Here is a 19,930-nt window from a genome sequence, read left to right as displayed (position 1 = left end):
AAGCAGTCGGACATGATCAAGTTTCCCTACGCCATCAGTGATTTTCACAAAATACGCACGCGCCAGATGCTCTACCTTGATCGAACAGGCGCAATTCCCGCGTTAGAGCAAGCGGGGGATCAACTGGTGTTTCTGCGTCCGCGCCGTTTCGGAAAATCGTTGCTGCTATCCACACTCGCCAATTACTACGACATCAACACGGCAGGGGAGTTTGAAACCCTGTTCGGCGGGTTGGCGGTCGGCAACGATCCCACGCCCGAACATAACCAATACCTGATCCTGCGCTGGGATTTTTCCAAGGTATCAGGGCAAGGCGATGTGGAGCAGATTAAGCAGAATTTGTTCAAACACCTCAATGAACGTATGACAGATTTTGTGCAAAATTACCAAGCCTTGCTACGGTTTCCCGTGCGTATCTACGATGACGATGCACTGGCGACCTTTGAATCTCTAAGCAGTGTTGTCAAAAATAGCGGTCATACTGCCTACTTGCTGATCGACGAATACGACAACTTCGCCAACGAAGTCTTGGTGCATGACGCGGGTAATACCAAACGCTACTACGACTTGCTGGAAAGCGAGGGTATCGTCAAAACGCTGTTCAAGGTGATCAAAGGCAACGTGTCTGAGGGCAAAATTGCCCGCGTCTTCATCACCGGCGTGTCGCCCTTGGTGTTGAGTGATATGACCAGCGGCTATAACGTAGCCACCAATATTTCGCTGGATGAAGATTTCAACGGGATATGCGGGATTGCTGAGGCGGAATTGAGCGGCTTAGTCAGCGAAGTCTTGCACGACTGCGGTCTACCCGCCACGCAAGCTGCTACGGTGTTGGACACCATGCGCCAGTTTTACAACGGCTACCGCTTTTGTGCCGATGCCCGCTTCCCCACGGTTTATAACCCCACTTTGTGCTTTTACTTTTTGCGGGCGTATCAAAAACGCTGCAAGCCACCAGCGGAAATGCTGGATGCTAATCTCGCCATGGATGCCAGCCGCGTGCGTTACATCGCCAGCCTGCCCGAAGGTGGCAATGTCATCGCCAATATCCTCGACGAACAAAATCCGGTATTGCTGCCCTATTTGGAAACGCAATTCGGTGTGGAGCAATTGCACCGGCTGCAAACTGACCCGCGTTACATGGCATCCTTGCTGTATTTCTTCGGGGTATTAACCATCGGCGGCACGGCAGGGCCATTGGAAGAAATGAAGCTGGAAGTGCCGAATCGGGTTATTTTTGCGCTGTATGTGGACACCTTGCGTGAAAAAGCCTTACCCGATTTGGCAGACCGTCGCCACGTTGAAGCGCTTGCTAAACAGTTTTATCAAACGGCAGATTTGCATCCCTTAGCCGATTACCTTGAAACCCGCTATTTCAAGGCATTCAACAACCGTGATTATAAGTGGAGCAATGAACTCACCATCAAAACCGCGTTTATGAGCCTGTTATTCGATGATATGTATTACATCATGGACTCGGAGGCGGCACTGCAACGGCGTTATGCGGATTTGTTGATGATTATTCGCCCCGACCAACGCCGCTTGGCAGCGTTGAACGACTTCGTGCTGGAATTTAAATACCTGCGATTGAAAGCACTGGGGCTGACGGCAGAAGAGGTACGGGCGCAAAGCCGTGAAGCCTTGCAACAACTGCCTGCGGTACAAGAAGCTATTCAAGCAGCCTTATTGCAATTGCAGGATTACCGCCGCGTATTGGTGGAAAAATACCGCGAACCACAGCGTCTGCACTGCTTCGCGGTAGTCGCATTGGGCTTTGAGCGGTTAGTCTGGGTGGAGCTGGATTAATCAATCGGGAGTAAGATTTTCACCCCTGAATAGAATCAAAGGGGTCAGACTCGATTGATTAGTAAAAGCGATAATGATAACTCAGCGTTAGAGATCAATCAATCGAGTCTGACCCCTTTGATTTTAAGGGAAAAATTAGATTCCGCCGTTTGGATCAGGATTTGTTCCTCCACCTCCCGTATCTCCACCACCCTCTACTTTCGCCGTGATCTCGATATCGATTCTGTAGTGTTTTCCATCTGCACCGACATAGGAAACCGTACCCGTACCTGCATCTGTCTGATTCGCTGGGAAGAAAATGATCGCATTCGTCGAGAGAGTCACTCTCCCGCCTGTGACTTCGCCGAGAGCGATACCGGTCGTATCCATAAATATCATAGCCATACTATCTGCTGAGGTGGTAGCAGTGAGGACAGTGACAGGTATTTCTTTTACCGTCACACTCACTGTCCCTTCAGTCTCCGCACCATGAGCATCCTTTACTTTATATTTGAAGCTATCCACCCCAGTGAATCCCGCCGCTGGAGTGTATTTGAGACTGTTTCCGACCTGAGTGACTGCTCCATGTGCCCCCTGACCGAATGAAGCGATCGAGAGGGGATCACTGTTCGGGTCAGTGTCATTGGCGAGGACATTGATCGTGACGGATTCTCCAGCCGTGACGGTGGCAGTGTCCAATGCCGCTATCGGGGCGGTGTTCGCTGCGGGTGGCACGGGTGTGCTAGTGGTCTGTTTTTTGAACTGGAGTGGTATTTGGCTCAGGGCGCTGAGAGCGGTATCCTGCGTCGCTGCCACCCACTGCCAGCGGCTACCCGCTGTCGTGTCACCCTCCACCAATGCGATGTAAGCCGCCGCTGGCGTGCTTGTCAGTGGCGCATTAACCCCGCTCACCGACCCATGCACATACCACACATTATCCACCCCCGGCACAGCCTCAACGTCTAACGTAGAGGTGCGCGAGAAACCACTACCACCTTGCTCAGTAATGACCAATTGCGTCGCCGTAAACCGCCAAGTGACGTAATACTGCGCACCTAGAGTCGCTGTCCCCACATCCACCCCAGCCCACTGCGTTGGAACCAGCGCCTTACCCTGCCGATAAATCACATTACCCGCCGTCAACGTCGCGCCATCTGCCGCCACCGTAAACGTCTGCGTACCACCCGCCGAAGCCAACGTCAGCGTTGTACCATCCAACGCCCACGTCAGCGCGGTAGGCTTGGCTGCGGCACTACTGGTATCGGTACTGGAATAAGCCGTGGCATTACCCCCCGCATAGATAACCACCATCCCCTGATCACCCACATAGGCTTTACCCGCCACGCTGATGGCTTGCGCGGGTGTGGTAGTCGTCGTGGAGGTATTGGTGTTGGAAGTAGGCGCGGTAGTCGTCGTATTGGCGTTGCTGTCATTCGCCGCCACCGTCAGCGATTTGTCGATGTTACACCCTGACAACAGCACAACACTGCACAACATTAACGAAGGAGCAACAGGTGGACGGTTCATGACAGATTCCCCAAGAATATTTAATTAGCCACAATATTTTTGAATAGTAGCGCACGACAAACGGGCTGTAAACGAAACTAATGCTATAATTGGCACATCGCCCAGCCATGCAAGCAGTCGGACATGATCAAGTTTCCCTACGCCATCAGTGATTTTCACCTATTACGCACTAAGCCTTACCTGTACCTCGACCGGACAGACTGTATTACCAAACTCGAAGAGTCAGGGCGGCAATTGGTGTTCCTGCGTCCGCGCCGTTTCGGTAAATCGCTGTTGCTGTCGATGCTTGCCAATTACTACGACATCAATACGGCAAGTGAATTTGAAACCCTGTTCGGCGGGTTGGCAGTAGGCAATAATCCTACGCCGGAACACAACCAATACCTGATTCTGCGCTGGGATTTTTCCAAGGTGTCAGGGCAAGGCGATATTGAACAAATCAAGCAAAATTTGTTTGAACACCTCAACACCACGATGCGCGAGTTTGTCGAAAAATACCGCTCTATCTTGACAACAACCCCCAACATCATCGCGGACAATGGAATAGCCTCCTTCGATTCATTGGCGGGGGTGGTGCAAAACAGCGGTCACACGATCTACCTGTTGATCGACGAATACGACAACTTCGCCAACGAAGTGTTAGTGCATGATGCTGGTAACACTAGACGCTACTACGACTTGCTGGAAAGCGAGGGTATCGTCAAAACGTTGTTCAAGGTGATCAAAGGCAACGTGTCTGAGGGCAAAATTGCCCGCGTCTTCATCACCGGCGTGTCGCCCTTGGTGTTGAGTGATATGACCAGCGGCTATAACGTAGCCACCAATATTTCGCTGGATGAAGATTTCAACGGGATATGCGGGATTGCTGAGGCGGAATTGAGCGGCTTAGTCAGCGAAGTCTTGCACGACTGCGGTCTACCCGCCACGCAAGCTGCTACGGTGTTGGACACCATGCGCCAGTTTTACAACGGCTACCGCTTTTGTGCCGATGCCCGCTTCCCCACGGTTTATAACCCCACTTTGTGCTTTTACTTTTTGCGGGCGTATCAAAAACGCTGCAAGCCACCAGCGGAAATGCTGGATGCTAATCTCGCCATGGATGCCAGCCGCGTGCGTTACATCGCCAGCCTGCCCGAAGGTGGCAATGTCATCGCCAATATCCTCGACGAACAAAATCCGGTATTGCTGCCCTATTTGGAAACGCAATTCGGTGTGGAGCAATTGCACCGGCTGCAAACTGACCCGCGTTACATGGCATCCTTGCTGTATTTCTTCGGGGTATTAACCATCGGCGGCACGGCAGGGCCATTGGAAGAAATGAAGCTGGAAGTGCCGAATCGGGTTATTTTTGCGCTGTATGTGGACACCTTGCGTGAAAAAGCCTTACCCGATTTGGCAGACCGTCGCCACGTTGAAGCGCTTGCTAAACAGTTTTATCAAACGGCAGATTTGCATCCCTTAGCCGATTACCTTGAAACCCGCTATTTCAAGGCATTCAACAACCGTGATTATAAGTGGAGCAATGAACTCACCATCAAAACCGCGTTTATGAGCCTGTTATTCGATGATATGTATTACATCATGGACTCGGAGGCGGCACTGCAACGGCGTTATGCGGATTTGTTGATGATTATTCGCCCCGACCAACGCCGCTTGGCAGCGTTGAACGACTTCGTGCTGGAATTTAAATACCTGCGATTGAAAGCACTGGGGCTGACGGCAGAAGAGGTACGGGCGCAAAGCCGTGAAGCCTTGCAACAACTGCCTGCGGTACAAGAAGCTATTCAAGCAGCCTTATTGCAATTGCAGGATTACCGCCGCGTATTGGTGGAAAAATACCGCGAACCACAGCGTCTGCACTGCTTCGCGGTAGTCGCATTGGGCTTTGAGCGGTTAGTCTGGGTGGAGCTGGATTAATCAATCGGGAGTAAGATTTTCACCCCTGAATAGAATCAAAGGGGTCAGACTCGATTGATTAGTAAAAGCGATAATGATAACTCAGCGTTAGAGATCAATCAATCGAGTCTGACCCCTTTGATTAAACGGTTGTGGAAGTTCGTCAAGAAAAAATGCTTGTACTCGAAATACTATGATAAGTTTCCCGCTTTCAAGGCGGCCATCACCAACTGTCTCGACAAGCTGGATACCGATCACAAGAAAGAACTGACCCAGTTGATGACAACAAATTTTCAAACCTTTAAAAATGTTCAGGTCTTGACGCTGTAAGGTATACCACCTTTCTCCGTGATGACCAATTGCGTCGCCGTAAACCGCCAAGTGACGTAATACTGCGCACCTAGAGTCGCCGTACCCACATCTACCCCAGCCCACTGCGTTGGAACCAGCGCCTTACCCTGCCGATAAATCACATTACCCGCCGTCAACGTCGCGCCATCTGCCGCCACCGTAAACGTCTGCGTACCCCCCGCCGAAGCCAACGTCAGCGTTGTACCATCCAACGCCCACGTCAGCGCGGTAGGCTTGGCTGCGGCACTACTGGTATCGGTACTGGAATAAGCCGTGGCATTACCCCCCGCATAGATAACCACCATCCCCTGATCACCCACATAGGCTTTACCCGCCACGCTGATGGCTTGCGCGGGCGTGGTAGTCGTCGTGGAGGTATTGGTGTTGGAAGTAGGCGCGGTAGTCGTGGTGTTAGCGTTGCTGTCATTCGCCGCCACCGTCAGCGATTTGTCGATATTACACCCTGACAACAGCACAACACTGCACAACAGCACAGTAGCCGAATGTGTCATAACAGGTGGACGGATCATGGTGAATTCCCCAATTCAATGAATTAATAGCCTGCGTTAATATGGCTATTATTTATGGCTTTGTCAATTACCACGTTGGGGGCTTACCCCAAAAAATGCTATCCTAACCCCATCGCCATTGAAAACAGAGCATCGCCATGTTGCAACGCTTACCCGTCGGTATTCAAACCTTTGAGAAACTTCGGCAAGACAACTACCTGTACGTGGACAAAACCGAAGCCATCCATAAGCTACTCTGTAGCAATGCAGGCTACTTCTTCCTCTCGCGCCCGCGCCGCTTCGGAAAATCGTTGCTGCTTTCCACCATAAAAGCCATCTACCAAGGCAACCGAGCCCTGTTCGACGGCTTGTGGATTGCCGATCAGTGGGATTGGAACAAAGTACATCCGGTCATCCACCTTTCTATCAACAAGTTGGATTACCAAGGCTCAGGGCTAGACGTTGCCTTGCAACAAGCCCTGCACGCATCTGCCACGCAATATCAAATTGAATTACACAGCCTCACGTTGAAAACCCTGTTTAGTGAGTTGCTGGAAAAACTCGCCAAACAACACGGTAAAGTCGTGCTACTCATCGACGAATACGACAAGCCGTTGATTGACTACCTCGACGATATTCCGCTGGCAAAAGCCAACCAACAGGTGATGAAAACCTTCTATTCGGTACTCAAAGATAGCGACCCGTATCTGGAGTTTTTGCTGATTACGGGCGTATCAAAGTTCAGTCGCGTGTCGATTTTTTCCGATTTAAATAATCTGGCGGATTTAACCCTGCACCGCCGTTTTGCCACCTTGACAGGCTACACTCAGCAAGAGCTAGAGCATTATTTCGCGCCGTATATGCCCGAATTGGAACAATACTGCCAACTCAGTCGTGCCGAATTACTGGAAAAAATTCGGTATTGGTACAACGGCTATACGTGGGATTTACAAACCTCGCTCTACAACCCTTTTTCGGTGCTGAACCTGTTTGCTAACGGGGATTTCCGTAATTTCTGGTTTGAATCTGGTACACCCACTTTCCTCCCCAAGTTGATGCACCGCGATAAAGTCTATCGGCTGGATAAGTTCAAAGTGGATGAGTTAACACTGGGTAATTACGATCTGGAAACCTTGCAACTGATTCCGGTGATGTTCCAGACGGGTTATTTGACGTTGCAAAGCAAAGACAAGCGCGGCATGTATTGGCTGGACTACCCCAACCGCGAAGTGCGCAATGCCATGCTGATTTTCTTGATGGCAGAATGGGCGCATGTTGAGCCAGCCTATACCACGCCGATGGTAGTGCAACTCAGTGATGCCTTCGACGATAACGACATGCCAGCACTGATTGAAGTCATTAAAACCATGTTCAAGAAAATCCCTTACCAGATTTTCATTAAAGACCGTGAAGCGTACTACCACAGCTTGATTTACCTGACCTTCTTTTATTTGGGGCAATACGCCGAGGCAGAGGTGAATGAAAATAATGGGCGGGTCGATTGCGTGGTGAAGACGGCAACGCACATTTATATTCTCGAATTCAAGCTGGATAAAACTGCGCAAGTGGCAATGGAGCAGATTAAAAGCCGCGATTATGCCGGTGCATTCCGCGATGATCCGCGCCCGAAAGTATTGGTTGGCATCAATTTCAGCAGTAAGCTGAAGAGTGTGGATGATTGGGTGATGGAGGCAGGGTAAGGTATCCATAAACCCCTAATTTCCTACCGCACATTCGGTTAGAGTGCTGAATGCAGTAGCAGCTTGCAGTATACTTGCCCCCTTTCAGGCATAAACGTAAAGCAAGTAAGTTATGGCTAACTATGACCTTTCCACCTTTCAGGGGCTGATTCTGGCTCTGCAAGATTACTGGGCGCAACAGGGCTGCGTCATTATGCAACCGTATGACATGGAAATGGGTGCGGGGACGTTCCATCCAGCCACATTCCTGCGTTCCATCGGCCCTGAGCCCTGGCGTGCAGCGTATGTGCAACCGTCGCGTCGCCCCACGGACGGGCGTTACGGCGAAAATCCCAACCGGTTGCAACACTATTACCAGTTTCAAGTCTTGCTGAAGCCGTCGCCGGATAATATTCAGGAACTCTACCTCGGTTCATTGCAAATGCTCGGTTTTGACCCGCTGGTGCATGACATCCGCTTCGTCGAAGACAACTGGGAATCGCCAACACTGGGCGCATGGGGCTTGGGTTGGGAAGTGTGGTTGAACGGCATGGAAGTCACCCAGTTCACCTACTTCCAGCAAGTCGGCGGCTTGGATTGCAAACCTGTCAGCGGCGAGATCACCTACGGTCTGGAACGCCTCGCGATGTACATGCAAAACGTGCAAAGCGTCTACGATCTGGTGTGGACAAAAGGCCCGCAAGGGATTGTCACCTACGGCAATGTCTACCACCAGAACGAAGTCGAGCAATCCACTTACAACTTTGAACACGCGAATGTCGAAGAGCTGTTCCACACCTTTGATGTGTGCGAACGCGAAAGCCAACGCCTGATTGAAGCTGGCTTGCCCTTGCCTGCTTACGAACAAATGCTCAAAGCCTCGCACACCTTCAACTTGCTGGATGCGCGAAAAGCGATTTCCGTGACCGAACGCCAGCGGTTTATTTTGCGGGTGCGTACCTTGTCGCGTGCGATTGCCGAAGCCTATTACAACGTCCGTGAAGCTTTGGGCTTCCCGATGCTGTCCGCAGGAGAAAAATAATGTTACACGATTTATTGGTGGAAATTGGCACGGAAGAGTTGCCACCTAAAGCCCTGAAAAAACTCTCCGACGCTTTCACAGCGGGTATCGTTGCGGGTCTTGCCGAAGCGGGTTTAGTTGCTGCCGACGTACACGCTTACGCAGCGCCGCGTCGTTTGGCGGTATGGTTGAAAGGCGTACCCAAGCAGCAAGCCGACCAAATCATCGAGCGCAAAGGCCCCGCATTGGCTGCCGCGTTTGACAAGGAAGGCAACCCCAGCAAAGCGGCGGAAGGGTTTGCGCGTTCGTGTGGCGTGGCGTTTGCGGACTTGCAACAAATTGATACCGACAAAGGCGGTTGGTTGATCTTTCGCCAGCAACAAGTCGGGCAACAAACCACAGCGCTGTTCCCTGCGATTGTCGAAAAATCCCTCGCGGCATTGCCGATTCCGAAGCGGATGCGTTGGGGCAGCGGCACGGCAGAATTCGTGCGCCCGATTCATTGGATTGTGATGCTGGCAGATGATGCCGTGATTGATGCTGAAATTCTCAGTATCAAAACCGGACGCGAAACCCGTGGACACCGTTTCCACGCCCCCGCTGCCCTCGCGATTACCACGCCAGCCGATTACGCCGTGCAATTAGGTGATGCGTATGTCATCGCCCGCTTTGAAGCGCGGCGTGACATGATCAAGGCTAAAGTCGAAGCCCTCGCTGCCGAACTCGGCGGCACTGCCATCATGCCCGACGAATTGTTGGATGAAGTCACCGGCTTGGTCGAATGGCCTGTCCCCGTGGCCGGGCGTTTTGAGGAACGTTTCCTCGACGTGCCACAGGAAGCCCTGATTTCCACCATGCAGGACAACCAGAAATACTTCGCGTTGGTGGATGCTGCGGGCAAACTGATGCCGAACTTCATCACCGTTGCCAATATCGAAAGCCGCGATGTTACCCAGATTTCCACCGGGAATGAGCGCGTGATTCGCCCGCGTTTCAGCGATGCCGAATTCTTCTGGACGCAAGACAAAAAGACCTCGCTGGAAAGCCGCCGCGAACAGCTTAAGAAAATGGTGTTTCAGCAAAAACTCGGCACGCTCTACGACAAGTCCGAGCGTGTCGCCTTGCTGGCGGCAGACATTGCCCAACGCATGGGCGGCGATGAAACCTTAGCCATTCGCGCAGCACAATTGGGCAAGTGCGACCTTGTGACCAGCATGGTGTTTGAATTCACCGAACTGCAAGGTACGATGGGGCGCTACTACGCCAACCACGACGGTGAAGCGGCTGAAGTCGCCAGCGCGATGGAAGAGCAATACATGCCACGCTTTGCGGGTGACGAATTGCCTGCCACGGCTACTGGGCGCATTCTCGCGTTGGCGGAACGGCTGGATACCCTCACCGGTATTTTTGGCATCGGGCAAAAGCCGACGGGAACAAAAGACCCGTTCGCGTTGCGCCGTGCCGCGTTGGGCGTGTTGCGCATCTTGATCGAACTGCAATTGCCGCTGGATTTGGCAGACTTGCTGGATAAAGCTGCCGACGGCTTAACCCCGCAACTGGGCAGCAAGCCGGATACGCAGGAAGCCTTGGATTACATCCTCGAACGTTTGCGTGCTTACTATCAGGAACAGGGCATTGGTGCGGAATTGGTGGAAGCGGTTGCCTCCCTCAAGCCCACTCAGCCGCTGGACTTTGACCGCCGTGTGAAAGCGGTTGCTGCTTTCCGCCAATTGACCGCTTCTGAAAGCCTTGCGGCTGCCAACAAGCGTATCGGCAATATCTTGAAAAAAGTCGAAGGCAGTTTGCCAGAAAATGTGAACCCGGCCTTGTTACAACTTGAGGCAGAACAATCCTTAGCCAGTGCGGTGCAATATCAGGAAAACAAAGTTTTGCCGTTGTTTGCAGCGGGGCAATACGAAGCGGCGTTACTGTCATTGGCAGAACTGCGCGAACCTGTGGACAAGTTCTTCGATGATGTCATGGTCATGGCGGATAATGTGGATTTGAAAAACAATCGTTTGGCGTTGCTGAATCGCTTGCGTGGGCTGTTCCTGCGCGTGGCTGATTTGTCGGTATTGTAATGTCTTGAACTGGGATTTTCAGGATTAAAAGATTAATAGGATGTAAGAGGGAGACTTCTTCATCCTGCTAATCCTTCAATCCTAGAAATCCCAGTTCAGACTATTTAAATTCTGCGGTGGGCACACGCACTGCATCCAAACGGTAGGGCGTTGGATCAATACGGGGGGTATTGCCTAATAGCATATCCGTCATCATGTGTACCGAAGCCAGCCCCATCGTGACGCCGTAACGGTAATGTCCTGCATTCACATACAAGCCTGCAATGTCCGGGTGTTGGTCGATATACGGCACACCGTCCGGCGAACCGGGGCGTAAGCCCGCCCAATGGTTATTGATGGGCAAGTCACGTAATGCAGGCATCATCTGGTATGCCTTTTCCCGCAACGCCTCATACGCCTCGGCGGTGGTTTGTTTGTCGAAACCCCGCATTTCCAAGGTCGAACCACACAGAATCCGCCCGTCTTGACGTGGAATCAGGTACGTACCGTCATGCAGCACGATGCGATTCAGCAAACCGCGCGCGCCTCGGAACAGAATCATTTGCCCCAATACTGGACGCACATTCACGTTTAACGCCTGCATTTCGGGGAATAGCCCTGTCCATGCGCCGGTGGTGAGGATGACGTTATTGGCGTGGAAGACTTCATTGCCCATGGATACGCCGGTGACGCGCCCATTGGTGATTTCTAAGCCTGACACGGGGTAATGTTCGGCAATTTCAATGGGAAGCAAACGCAAGCTGGTGCGTAGCGCATCAGCAATGCGCGGGTTACGTACTTGTGCTATTTCCGGCATAAACATGCCGGTTTGAAACGTGTCTGCCAATTGTGATTCGCAAGCGTGCAACGCCGCAGTGTTGGTGAAGTGCTGTAACACGTAACCCCACTGGTCTGCCCATGCCCGTGCTTCGGCATAGTTTTGATCACCCGTAAACACAAGACCGGAGCGTATCCATTGCGGGTCAATGCCGGTTTCTTCACGCAAGGTGGCGCACAAGGTTGGGTAGTGTTGCTGACCGTATTGTGCGAGTTGTGAAATCGGGTCGGGGTAACGCCATGGGTACAAGGGGGAGAGTATACCGCCACCAGCCCATGTCGATTCTTTGCCCAACTCACCTTGGTCGATGATCATGACTTTCAAGCCCGCCTCGTGCAGGGAACGGGCTGTCAACATACCTAAAATGCCACCACCGACAATAATTGCGTCTTTCATGCGTCATCTCAACAACTGGGGGCTTAAAGTATACGGAGAGGCGGCGCGGTCATCCAGCCATGAATACCGCTTTAGCGGTTTATGCTCGGAGAAGCGTCGGACGCAGTGAGCGCATCCCTTAAGGTTTGGGGATTGGAAGTGCCAGATTTCGCTAGTGCATCGTCATTCCTTAGATTTGGGATAAATGGATTTGAGTTTACAGCGTGCATCGCTGATGTTCATCTGCCAATCCACCCCACGCTGCTGGCTATTCACGTCGGTAGACCATGCTGCAATTTCTTTCTGTAAGGTTTCAATATCGCCAATACGGCGACCTGATACACACTGGCGCGTCATGGAACTCAATTCATTTTCAGCGATGTTGAGCCAACTGCCATGTTTAGGGGTATGGCAGAACTCAATCCGACGTACCAATGCCCGCGCCCGTTCCGGTTCAAAGGCTTCATAAAATGCACCCTTGGTATGGGTGTTAAGGTTGTCGCTAACCAAGGTGATTTTGTCACACTCCGCGTAACGCCCTTCCAGCAGCTCGGCAACTTCAATCGCCCAGTCCACTTTCGTCCGGCGTGGGCGGGCATGGGCTTCGCGCCAACCCGATAGCGGTTCGGTGAACATAAAGATGCTGGCTGTACCCGCCCGTTCGTATTCGTAATCCACCCGACGGGGATGGGTTTGGGTCGCTGCAATCGGTTGGCGGGTTTCTTTGGTGAGCTGCACGGGTTGCTCATCCATGCAAATCACCGGATGCTGGGCATCGTAGGGTTTCGCATAGGTTTCAAGCACTTCCTCCATATTAGCCACAAACTCGGCATCACTGTCCGGTGGGATAACCCAATATTGGAGCTTGCGCGAGGTCATACCGTTTTTTTTAGCATCTTCCGTAGGGTTTCGTGGCTAACCGACTCCACGATCGCCAATTCAATCACGTGGCGGGTGAGCAGGCGCAATGACCAGTTGGCATAACCCGCTGGCGGCGAACCTAAGCGCAACGCGATAATCTTCGCCTCTTGTTCGCCATCCAGTATTTTTGGGATGGCTGGGTGTTCACGTCGCTTGCCGTCCAATGCCTGCTGAAAACCGTGCTGCACCAACTGTTGGCGAATATTTTCAACGGTCTTTGTCCGGCAGTTGAAGGCTTCAGCTATCTGACGGTCTGTCCAGTTGGCTCCTTCTACATCAGCTTTCAGCAAAATCTGTGCACGGCGGACTCTTTGTCCACTGCCACGGAGTTTCTTGATGGTTTCTTCAAGGATCTGACGCTCTTCATCGCTTAAGCGGACAATGTATTTCTTTTGCATGGGCTAACCTTTCGTGTGTTGCCCATAGCATCTACCTAAATCAGGTGACTTAAAACCCTAATTTCTGAATTTGGCAATGCACTAGGCGTTGTTGAATGTTTTCCCAGAAATCACTGGTGGGCAGTGTGTGATTGCCATGGTTAGTCGGTAAATCATCTACCGCATGACTGAGTACCTGGATACAACTTTTACAGTCATCGGTACGACAATGATTAACCAATGTACCAAAGATTTCCCACCCCCCCAACGCTGCGTACTGTGACGCTGAACGGGCGTTTTTAGCAAATTCGCCCCGTCGGAAATAGAATAAACAGGGTACAACCCGCAGTGGATCAGGATAGCGTGAATCCAGCCCCGCAAGTTCGCATAATAAATTGAAGGCGAGTTCTGTATGCCGCAGAGCGCATAGCCCAACAGCCAGCAAATGTCCGCCGGTATGGTCAAAAGGGTTCACTTGGCGGGCTGTTTCGATTTCCACCTTCCCCATTTCATAATCACCGCGATGAAAGCATTCCAAGGCAAAAATGCTGTGCGCCAAGGCATTGCCGGGGTTGAGTTCCAGGGCGCGAAGCGCCAGACGATGCCATTGAGTTTCCAGGTTATCCGTTGGTTTAGTACGCAACATGTAAGCATACAGGCACAGTACCGCGTAGTGTAAATGTGCCAGTGCATCATCGTGATAACGCTCGGTACGGGCTTGGCAAGCTTCCAGAAATGCCTGAAGGTTAGCATCGCCGCTCTTATCCTGAATAAAGTGAATGTGTTCGACGAGCACGCGATAATGGCAGGGAATATCGCTTTGCATTTTCCAGTAACGGCTCCAGTAAGCCATGGCGATACCCCGGTGCAAACTGAATGTTTCGAGTATCAACTGGCTAAACACCATTTCTAGGGTTGTTTGGGTGTAATGCACAGGCATCTGAGCGCTATCTGACCACAATTGTTCACGGGTCAGGGTATGAAACAACACAAATTTGATAGCAAAACCCGCTTCGATGACTTCGGTGCTACATTGTAGGAGGAACTCTGCCTGATGGTGACGCCAGGCGGCTTCCAGCTCATCCACTTTATGACCTTTTGGCTGACTGACCCGCGCCAGCGCGATGCGGACTTCACGAAAATTGCCCAACGTCATGGGTAACAATGAACGCATATTATAGACCAAGCCGCGTAATGCATCGTCCCGAATCAGTGCGGTATCCGGGTAGCTGATATGCACTTTGGGGCCTAATGACTGGATACTCTTAGGTGAAAAATGCTGTACTGACGTTGTAGACGAGGATGTTTCAAAAACGGGTTGGTAGCTGCCGCTAGGTAAAATGATCCTCAACTTACTACTGCTACCTTCACTGGCATAATATTCTTCCAGTAGCTTGCGCACCCGCCCGGCTTCCACGCGCACCGCAGGATTTTCGGTAGGGCAAAACTCTGCCGGTTTACCCAATGCTTCAATGGCGATGCCGTACTGCGTTATTTTGTCACCGCGTCCAATTAAGGTTTCCTCAATAATATAAGCAAGAAAATTGCTGGCCTGTTTTTTCCCCTCGAATAATCGGCTAGCTAATATTTGACCAAGCTCCTTTTTAATCGACTCTTTGCTCTCCATAAGATCTCTTTTTTTTATTGATAAAAAAACTAGTCAATTTTGTTGATTGTATTACTGAACCATAAGTTAGCAATGGTTACATGAAAGTGATACCCCAACAAGTTGTTAATCATGAAACCCGGTCATTTTTAACGGAAAATATGAGTTTTTCCTTATATTTAAGCAAGTTGTTGTTTTAACTGAGAAATAATTAGTTTTTTTTATGGGTGCATGATCGGGTGAAAAGCCTTTTGCTGTTACGGGTAACATGAAGCTTTTACTTTGTTTCTGTGAATTTACGGTTAAGATGCGTTGCACAGATAAGGTTTGATGGGCGATTTTTTCAGGGCAAGTAACACAGTGGCTACTGGTTTATTATTTGCTTGTTTTTTATTTTTCAGTATTTTATGAAAGAAATGGAGTGTTGGTATGGGGGCTGTGAGTGAGTCAGGCAAACATCTTGTCTTGAATAACCGCTATGCATTATTAGGGTGTATTGCCGTATCGGGGGTGGGTAAGATCTACCGGGGACGTGATTTAGAGCGAGTCAAACACCAAGGTTTAGAATCACGCATCTTGATTCATGTGTTACCGGGCAATGCATCCCATTGGGTCTTGGATGAACTCTTTCAACACATCACTGCTACCTGCCAACGCCTTGCTTTGCCTTGGATTCTCGCGCCATTAGCCTATGGCCAAGATAATGGGCAAGCTTATGTCGTGTTGGAAAGTCCCGATACATGGGAGGTGCAAAGCCTGCTGAATCAAACAGACCAGCAACTGTCTTGTCAGCGCAGCACTGCCAAACACATCAACCCCTTAATAAAAGAGCGTTATCTGGATGCACAAATTGATCCGGCCTTATTGCTGTGTGTGTTGGGTGAAGAGGTGAACTTGTTGGCAACAGCCTTATCACCCTTGGTGCAACGTTTGGAAAAACGGGGTTCACACCGCATTATGCCGCGTAAACAAGTTAGTCATGCGCTGATGACTGGCTCATTGCTAACGTTATTTGCCATTTTTACAGCAGTAGCCGGTAATGCCGTCTTGGAAACAGTCGTATCCCCTACCCCGGCAGTAGTGGTTGTGCCTGAACCCAGTGAGCCGATGCAACTGGCGAGTATTTTACCGATGAATCAAGGGTCGCAGGTTTATAAAGATACCCCCATCATGGCGACTACCCCGCAGCCGCCCGTTAATAAAATATCATCAAAAATTGAGCAGGCCGTGGTGACTAAACCCCCAGTACAGCGCCAGCCATTACCCTCAAAGCCGACATCCGCTGCCGCTCCGGTAAAAAAACAGGATACGCCCACTGAGCTGGCATCGAGTACAGGCAGTGTGCCTCAGCCTGATGACAGTATTGATAGCCTGATCCAACAGGCATACGCCGCGATGAATGCCGGAAACTTAGGCGGTGGTAGTAACAGTGCGCTGCATTTCACCCGAAAACTGCGGGGGAAATCCCCTAATCATCCCCAAGTGGCGCGTTTGGGGCAGGAAATGGCAGCAGCAACCCTACGCCGAGTACGGGTTGCGTTACAAACCCAAAATCTTGAGCAAGCAGAGCGTTTGTTGCCCATGAGTCGCCAATTGATCCAGGAGTTTAATTTGAACCATTTGCAGGCTGCGCAACAGGTATTGGAAGACAAAACGCTGGAGTTGCGTACCCATTTGTAAACCCGGTTACTCCATCCATTATTACTTTAGGAAAACACCATGAAACGATCTGTTGTTATTGTTGGGTCTACGCGTTACTGCAAGCAGATACTCCTGCTTGTGTCTTTGTCACTGATGAGTGTTGTGGGGGCTGCTGAACCCCATAATGCCACTGAAACACCGCTACCGGTAGGGGCTTGCCCCTTGAATAGTGGCGGGTCTTCGTTGCTGGGGACTGAGTGGCGTTTATTGTCTGTGTATGGCACGTCAGTGCCTGCCGAGTTGGAAATCAACTTAACGGTCGGTGAGGATTCGTTGACGGGTTTTTCTGGTTGCAATCAATACAGCACGACGTTTAAGCGGGTCGGACACAGTGGGTTCATGATGACGGGAATTGAAAAAGGCAAGGACGTTTGCCGTGTACTGCCGACTACGCCGGGTGGGCCGACGATTAACGTGGGTGATTGGGAGGGCAGTTATTTGCGTACCCTGCAACGTGCTGGCAGTGTGGAGCAAGAGGGTAATACCCTGCATTTCTATAACCGCAGCGGTGAACCATCGGTGGTGTTTGCGAAGAAATACAGCAGTTTGTAAAGGGTAAGGCGGTGGTGAGCGCTTTTCCCACTGTGGGTTTCTATAAGGTGATTCCCGTGGCAGGAAGGGTCTGCTTCAACTATGCTATGGCAAGCTGATTGCATGTATTTTTGAATAGTAGTAGCCCTATTCAGGTGTGATAGTCAGTGGCAGATAGTATTCCGAGGGAGACCATTAGCACATGGGATGTGAGTATTACCCCAGCTTCGCAGAAACTATTGGGGAACCGGTAGCTATGGTAAGTAGCTTAGTATTAGGTTGCCACCATTACCACTTGAGTGAACAATTATTACTTGATACGCAAGGAGCTTCCTGCACCTTACGCTCTCAGTCACTCAGTGTTTTGCACTATTTAGCGCTTAATGCCAATAAAACGGTTTCTAAAGCCGAGTTATTCGCCTATGTTTGGAAAGATACCTATGTCACGGATGATTCGTTGGTGCAGTGTATCGCTGATATTCGCCGTGTTTTGCAGGATAACAAACACGAAATCGTCAAGACCGTACCACGCAAGGGTTACTTATTGGTGGCGCACTTGCCTGTCACCGATTTACCCGCCTCAGAAGGTTTGCTGCCTTTTATCGGACGGCACAAGGAATTGCACGAGTTAACTACCATGCTCCATGATGCCTCCTGCCGTTTGATTACGGTAGTGGGCTTGGGCGGTGTAGGCAAATCCAGACTGGTCAAAACGTTAGCGCAACGCCTTGCTGAATACTTCAGGCATGGCATTGGCTGCGTTGAACTGGCTTCTGTGCAACACCCCGATCTCATTGCGAATGCCATTGGGGCAAGTCTTGGTATTGCGTTACAAGGCTCACGCCCGCCCATTGAGCAATTGCACATGGCTTTATCTTCTCAGCACAAATTGTTGATTCTGGATAATTTGGAGCATTTACTGCCAGATGTGGGCATTTGTGAGGCTTTGCTGGAACACTGCCCGACGTTGAAGATTTTGGCTACTTCACGCTTGCCTTTGCAAGTGTATGGTGAGTGGCGTTATCAGTTGCAGGGGTTATTGCCGCCATCAGGTGAAATAACCCCCGAATGCGCGGCGTTTTCGTTGTTTGTGCAGTCAGCTCGCCAAGTGGATTATACCTTTGCACCTGATGAAACCGATCAGCAGACGATTTTGGAGATTTGCCGTTTGGTTGATGGTTTGCCGTTAGGGATTGAAATGGCAGCAAGGTGGATCAGGCAGCTTTCCTGCGGGGAAATCTTGCAGGAGTTGCGCTCATCGCTATTGCCGACTGCGCTCAATGCCGATAGCAAGGAGAACACCAGCGCCATGCCTGCTGTTACCAATGTGGTGCAGCAAAGTTGGCAGATGCTCAATGCCCGCGAACAGCAGATTATGCAAGCCTTGGCTTTATTCCAAGGAAAATTTACCCGAGAAGCAGCATCTGCGGTTGCGGGGGCTGGTTTGGCTGATTACGGTGGTTTGCTCGACAAGTCGATGCTGTATCGTAAAGAGATCGGTCATTACGTCATTCACGAAGTGATGCGCCAGTATGCCAATGAAGTACGCTTTGCCAAGCAATCCCATTGTCCGACGACCCAGCGTTTTGTTGAGTATCATCTTGAGGTAGCAGAAAATGTGGATGCCGGGATTCTCGGTGGACAGCAATTACCCGGCCTTGCGCGTTTGGAAGGTGAACACGATAATTTCCGGGCGTGTTTGGCCTTGTGTCATTCCGATACCAACCCACCGGCGATGAGTTCTGAGATAGGTTTACGTTTGGTGGGTTCACTCGGCATGTTCTGGTTTATGGCAAACCATTGGCAGGAAGGGTATCGCTGGGCTGAATCTTTTTTGGCTATCCACCGTCATGCTCAACCTTCGTTAGCTCAGGCAATGGCGATGTTGACGGCGGGGGGCATTTCAGCATTATTGGATAATCATGGCGTTGCCGAACAGTATTTGAGTCGTGGAACGGAAATGGCGGCGCATTTTGGAGGGGATTGGCAAACGGCGCGGGGCTTGATGGCGTTGAGTGTATTCCGGCGCTTACAGGGGCGGTATGACGAATCTCTCCAGTGCGGGCAACAGAGTATGCAGCTTTTTGCGACTGTTTATGATGAGGGGGGCTATCAATTCAATCTCGCCAATAGCGGGCATGTATTGCTGCGGTTGGGGCGTTACGATGAGGCTGTGCAAGCCTTGGAGCAGTGTATTGACTTGAATCAGAAGATCGGTTTGACCATTAGTATGCCTTACGCTTTGGTGAATCTGGGGCGGCTACATTGGCAGTTGCGGCAATTAGGTTATGCCCGTGAATACTTGCATCAAAGCATCCAGATTGCCGAGAAATTGGGGATTGCGCTGTATCGGGCGCAAGCCTTGTGTAAATTGGGCTGGATCGAGCTGAGTGATGCCAATATTGCGTTGGGGTTGCAACACCTCAATAGCAGCATGGAAGCTTACTTGCATTTGGGCGACCGTGAGGGGCAGATTGAGGTGATGCAGGGGATTGGGGTTGCCAGTGCTTTGCAAGGCAATCTGGCTCAGGCTTGGCAATGCATTGCAGCGGCAGACAATTTATCCCAACACCTGAAGCTGTCACCCTCACCGGATACGCTCGTGTTGTTGGAGGAGGTCAAACAGCGTATCCGGCAAGGGTTGACGGCAAGTGAGTTGGCGCTGCACCGTCATATGGGGTTGGTGAGTGGTTTGGAGTCGTTGTATGCAGGCTTGCAAAAAGCTAACTAAACCCAGTGAACACGATAACGAT

Annotated in this window: 15 protein-coding genes; 9 read left to right on the top strand and 6 right to left on the bottom strand. The window is 51.0% G+C overall.

Annotated features, from left to right (window positions below; translation table 11 throughout):
• The first annotated feature begins 12 nt into the window (after positions 1–12).
• Positions 13–1,806, top strand: a complete 1,794-nt coding sequence (locus QJT81_20680) for an AAA family ATPase (protein ID WGZ94168.1) — start codon at positions 13–15, stop codon at positions 1,804–1,806.
• 135 nt (positions 1,807–1,941) lie between these two features.
• Here the strand turns inward: QJT81_20680 and QJT81_20675 are convergent, their stop codons facing one another.
• A complete protein-coding gene (locus QJT81_20675) occupies positions 1,942–3,312 on the bottom strand; it encodes an Ig-like domain-containing protein (protein WGZ94167.1) in 1,371 nt (456 codons plus the stop codon).
• A gap of 123 nt (positions 3,313–3,435) precedes the next feature.
• Between QJT81_20675 and QJT81_20670 the strand changes: the two genes are divergently transcribed.
• Entirely contained in the window at positions 3,436–5,229 is a 1,794-nt protein-coding gene (locus QJT81_20670; protein WGZ94166.1) for an AAA family ATPase, read from the top strand.
• A 54-nt stretch (positions 5,230–5,283) separates the two neighbouring features.
• On the top strand, positions 5,284–5,538 hold the full coding sequence (locus QJT81_20665) for a hypothetical protein (GenBank protein WGZ94165.1): 255 nt from the start codon (positions 5,284–5,286) through the stop codon (positions 5,536–5,538).
• On the opposite strand, the gene QJT81_20660 is transcribed toward QJT81_20665, so the two are convergent.
• Positions 5,520–6,089: a hypothetical protein gene (locus tag QJT81_20660; GenBank protein WGZ94164.1), complete on the bottom strand. Its 570-nt coding sequence runs from the start codon at positions 6,087–6,089 to the stop codon at positions 5,520–5,522. The genes QJT81_20665 and QJT81_20660 overlap by 19 nt on opposite strands.
• Positions 6,090–6,226: 137 nt before the next feature.
• Here QJT81_20660 and QJT81_20655 point away from each other — a divergent pair, with 137 nt between their 5' ends.
• The 3 genes from QJT81_20655 to glyS all read left to right on the top strand — a co-directional run bounded on the left by QJT81_20655 (position 6,227) and on the right by glyS (position 10,849).
• Complete coding sequence (locus QJT81_20655) at positions 6,227–7,768, top strand: AAA family ATPase (GenBank protein WGZ94163.1); 1,542 nt, start codon at positions 6,227–6,229, stop codon at positions 7,766–7,768.
• A 112-nt stretch (positions 7,769–7,880) separates the two neighbouring features.
• Positions 7,881–8,789, top strand: coding sequence for a glycine--tRNA ligase subunit alpha (gene glyQ / locus QJT81_20650; GenBank protein ID WGZ94162.1), 909 nt, complete (start codon positions 7,881–7,883; stop codon positions 8,787–8,789).
• On the top strand, positions 8,789–10,849 hold the full coding sequence (glyS, locus tag QJT81_20645) for a glycine--tRNA ligase subunit beta (protein ID WGZ94161.1): 2,061 nt from the start codon (positions 8,789–8,791) through the stop codon (positions 10,847–10,849). The genes glyQ and glyS overlap by 1 nt, the downstream gene beginning before the upstream one ends.
• Before the next feature lie 100 nt (positions 10,850–10,949).
• On the opposite strand, the gene thiO is transcribed toward glyS, so the two are convergent.
• From thiO to QJT81_20625, 4 genes are all read right to left on the bottom strand, one after another.
• On the bottom strand, positions 10,950–12,062 hold the full coding sequence (gene thiO, locus QJT81_20640; protein ID WGZ94160.1) for a glycine oxidase ThiO: 1,113 nt from the start codon (positions 12,060–12,062) through the stop codon (positions 10,950–10,952).
• 162 nt (positions 12,063–12,224) lie between these two features.
• Positions 12,225–12,920: an IS630 family transposase gene (locus QJT81_20635; GenBank protein ID WGZ94159.1), complete on the bottom strand. Its 696-nt coding sequence runs from the start codon at positions 12,918–12,920 to the stop codon at positions 12,225–12,227.
• Positions 12,917–13,360: a helix-turn-helix domain-containing protein gene (locus QJT81_20630; protein WGZ94158.1), complete on the bottom strand. Its 444-nt coding sequence runs from the start codon at positions 13,358–13,360 to the stop codon at positions 12,917–12,919. Before QJT81_20630 ends, QJT81_20635 begins: the two co-directional genes overlap by 4 nt.
• A 49-nt stretch (positions 13,361–13,409) precedes the next feature.
• Positions 13,410–14,966 carry a hypothetical protein gene (locus QJT81_20625; GenBank protein WGZ94157.1) on the bottom strand — a complete coding sequence of 519 codons (1,557 nt, stop codon included), beginning with the start codon at positions 14,964–14,966 and terminating at the stop codon, positions 13,410–13,412.
• 408 nt (positions 14,967–15,374) lie between these two features.
• On the opposite strand from QJT81_20625, the gene QJT81_20620 reads away from it, so the two are divergent.
• From QJT81_20620 to QJT81_20610, 3 genes are all read left to right on the top strand, one after another.
• Positions 15,375–16,625, top strand: coding sequence for a hypothetical protein (locus QJT81_20620; protein ID WGZ94156.1), 1,251 nt, complete (start codon positions 15,375–15,377; stop codon positions 16,623–16,625).
• Between the two features lie 39 nt (positions 16,626–16,664).
• Positions 16,665–17,198 carry an META domain-containing protein gene (locus QJT81_20615; protein ID WGZ94155.1) on the top strand — a complete coding sequence of 178 codons (534 nt, stop codon included), beginning with the start codon at positions 16,665–16,667 and terminating at the stop codon, positions 17,196–17,198.
• Positions 17,199–17,433: 235 nt separating this feature from the next.
• Positions 17,434–19,908 (top strand): tetratricopeptide repeat protein, encoded by a 2,475-nt coding sequence (locus tag QJT81_20610; GenBank protein ID WGZ94154.1) that lies wholly within the window; start codon positions 17,434–17,436, stop codon positions 19,906–19,908.
• Positions 19,909–19,930: the final 22 nt, after the last annotated feature.

It is taken from the genome of Candidatus Thiothrix putei, from assembly GCA_029972225.1.
GTDB lineage: Bacteria > Pseudomonadota > Gammaproteobacteria > Thiotrichales > Thiotrichaceae > Thiothrix > Thiothrix putei.
Note: the sequence above shows the minus strand (reverse complement) of the source record. Positions and strands in the feature narration are given on the sequence as shown.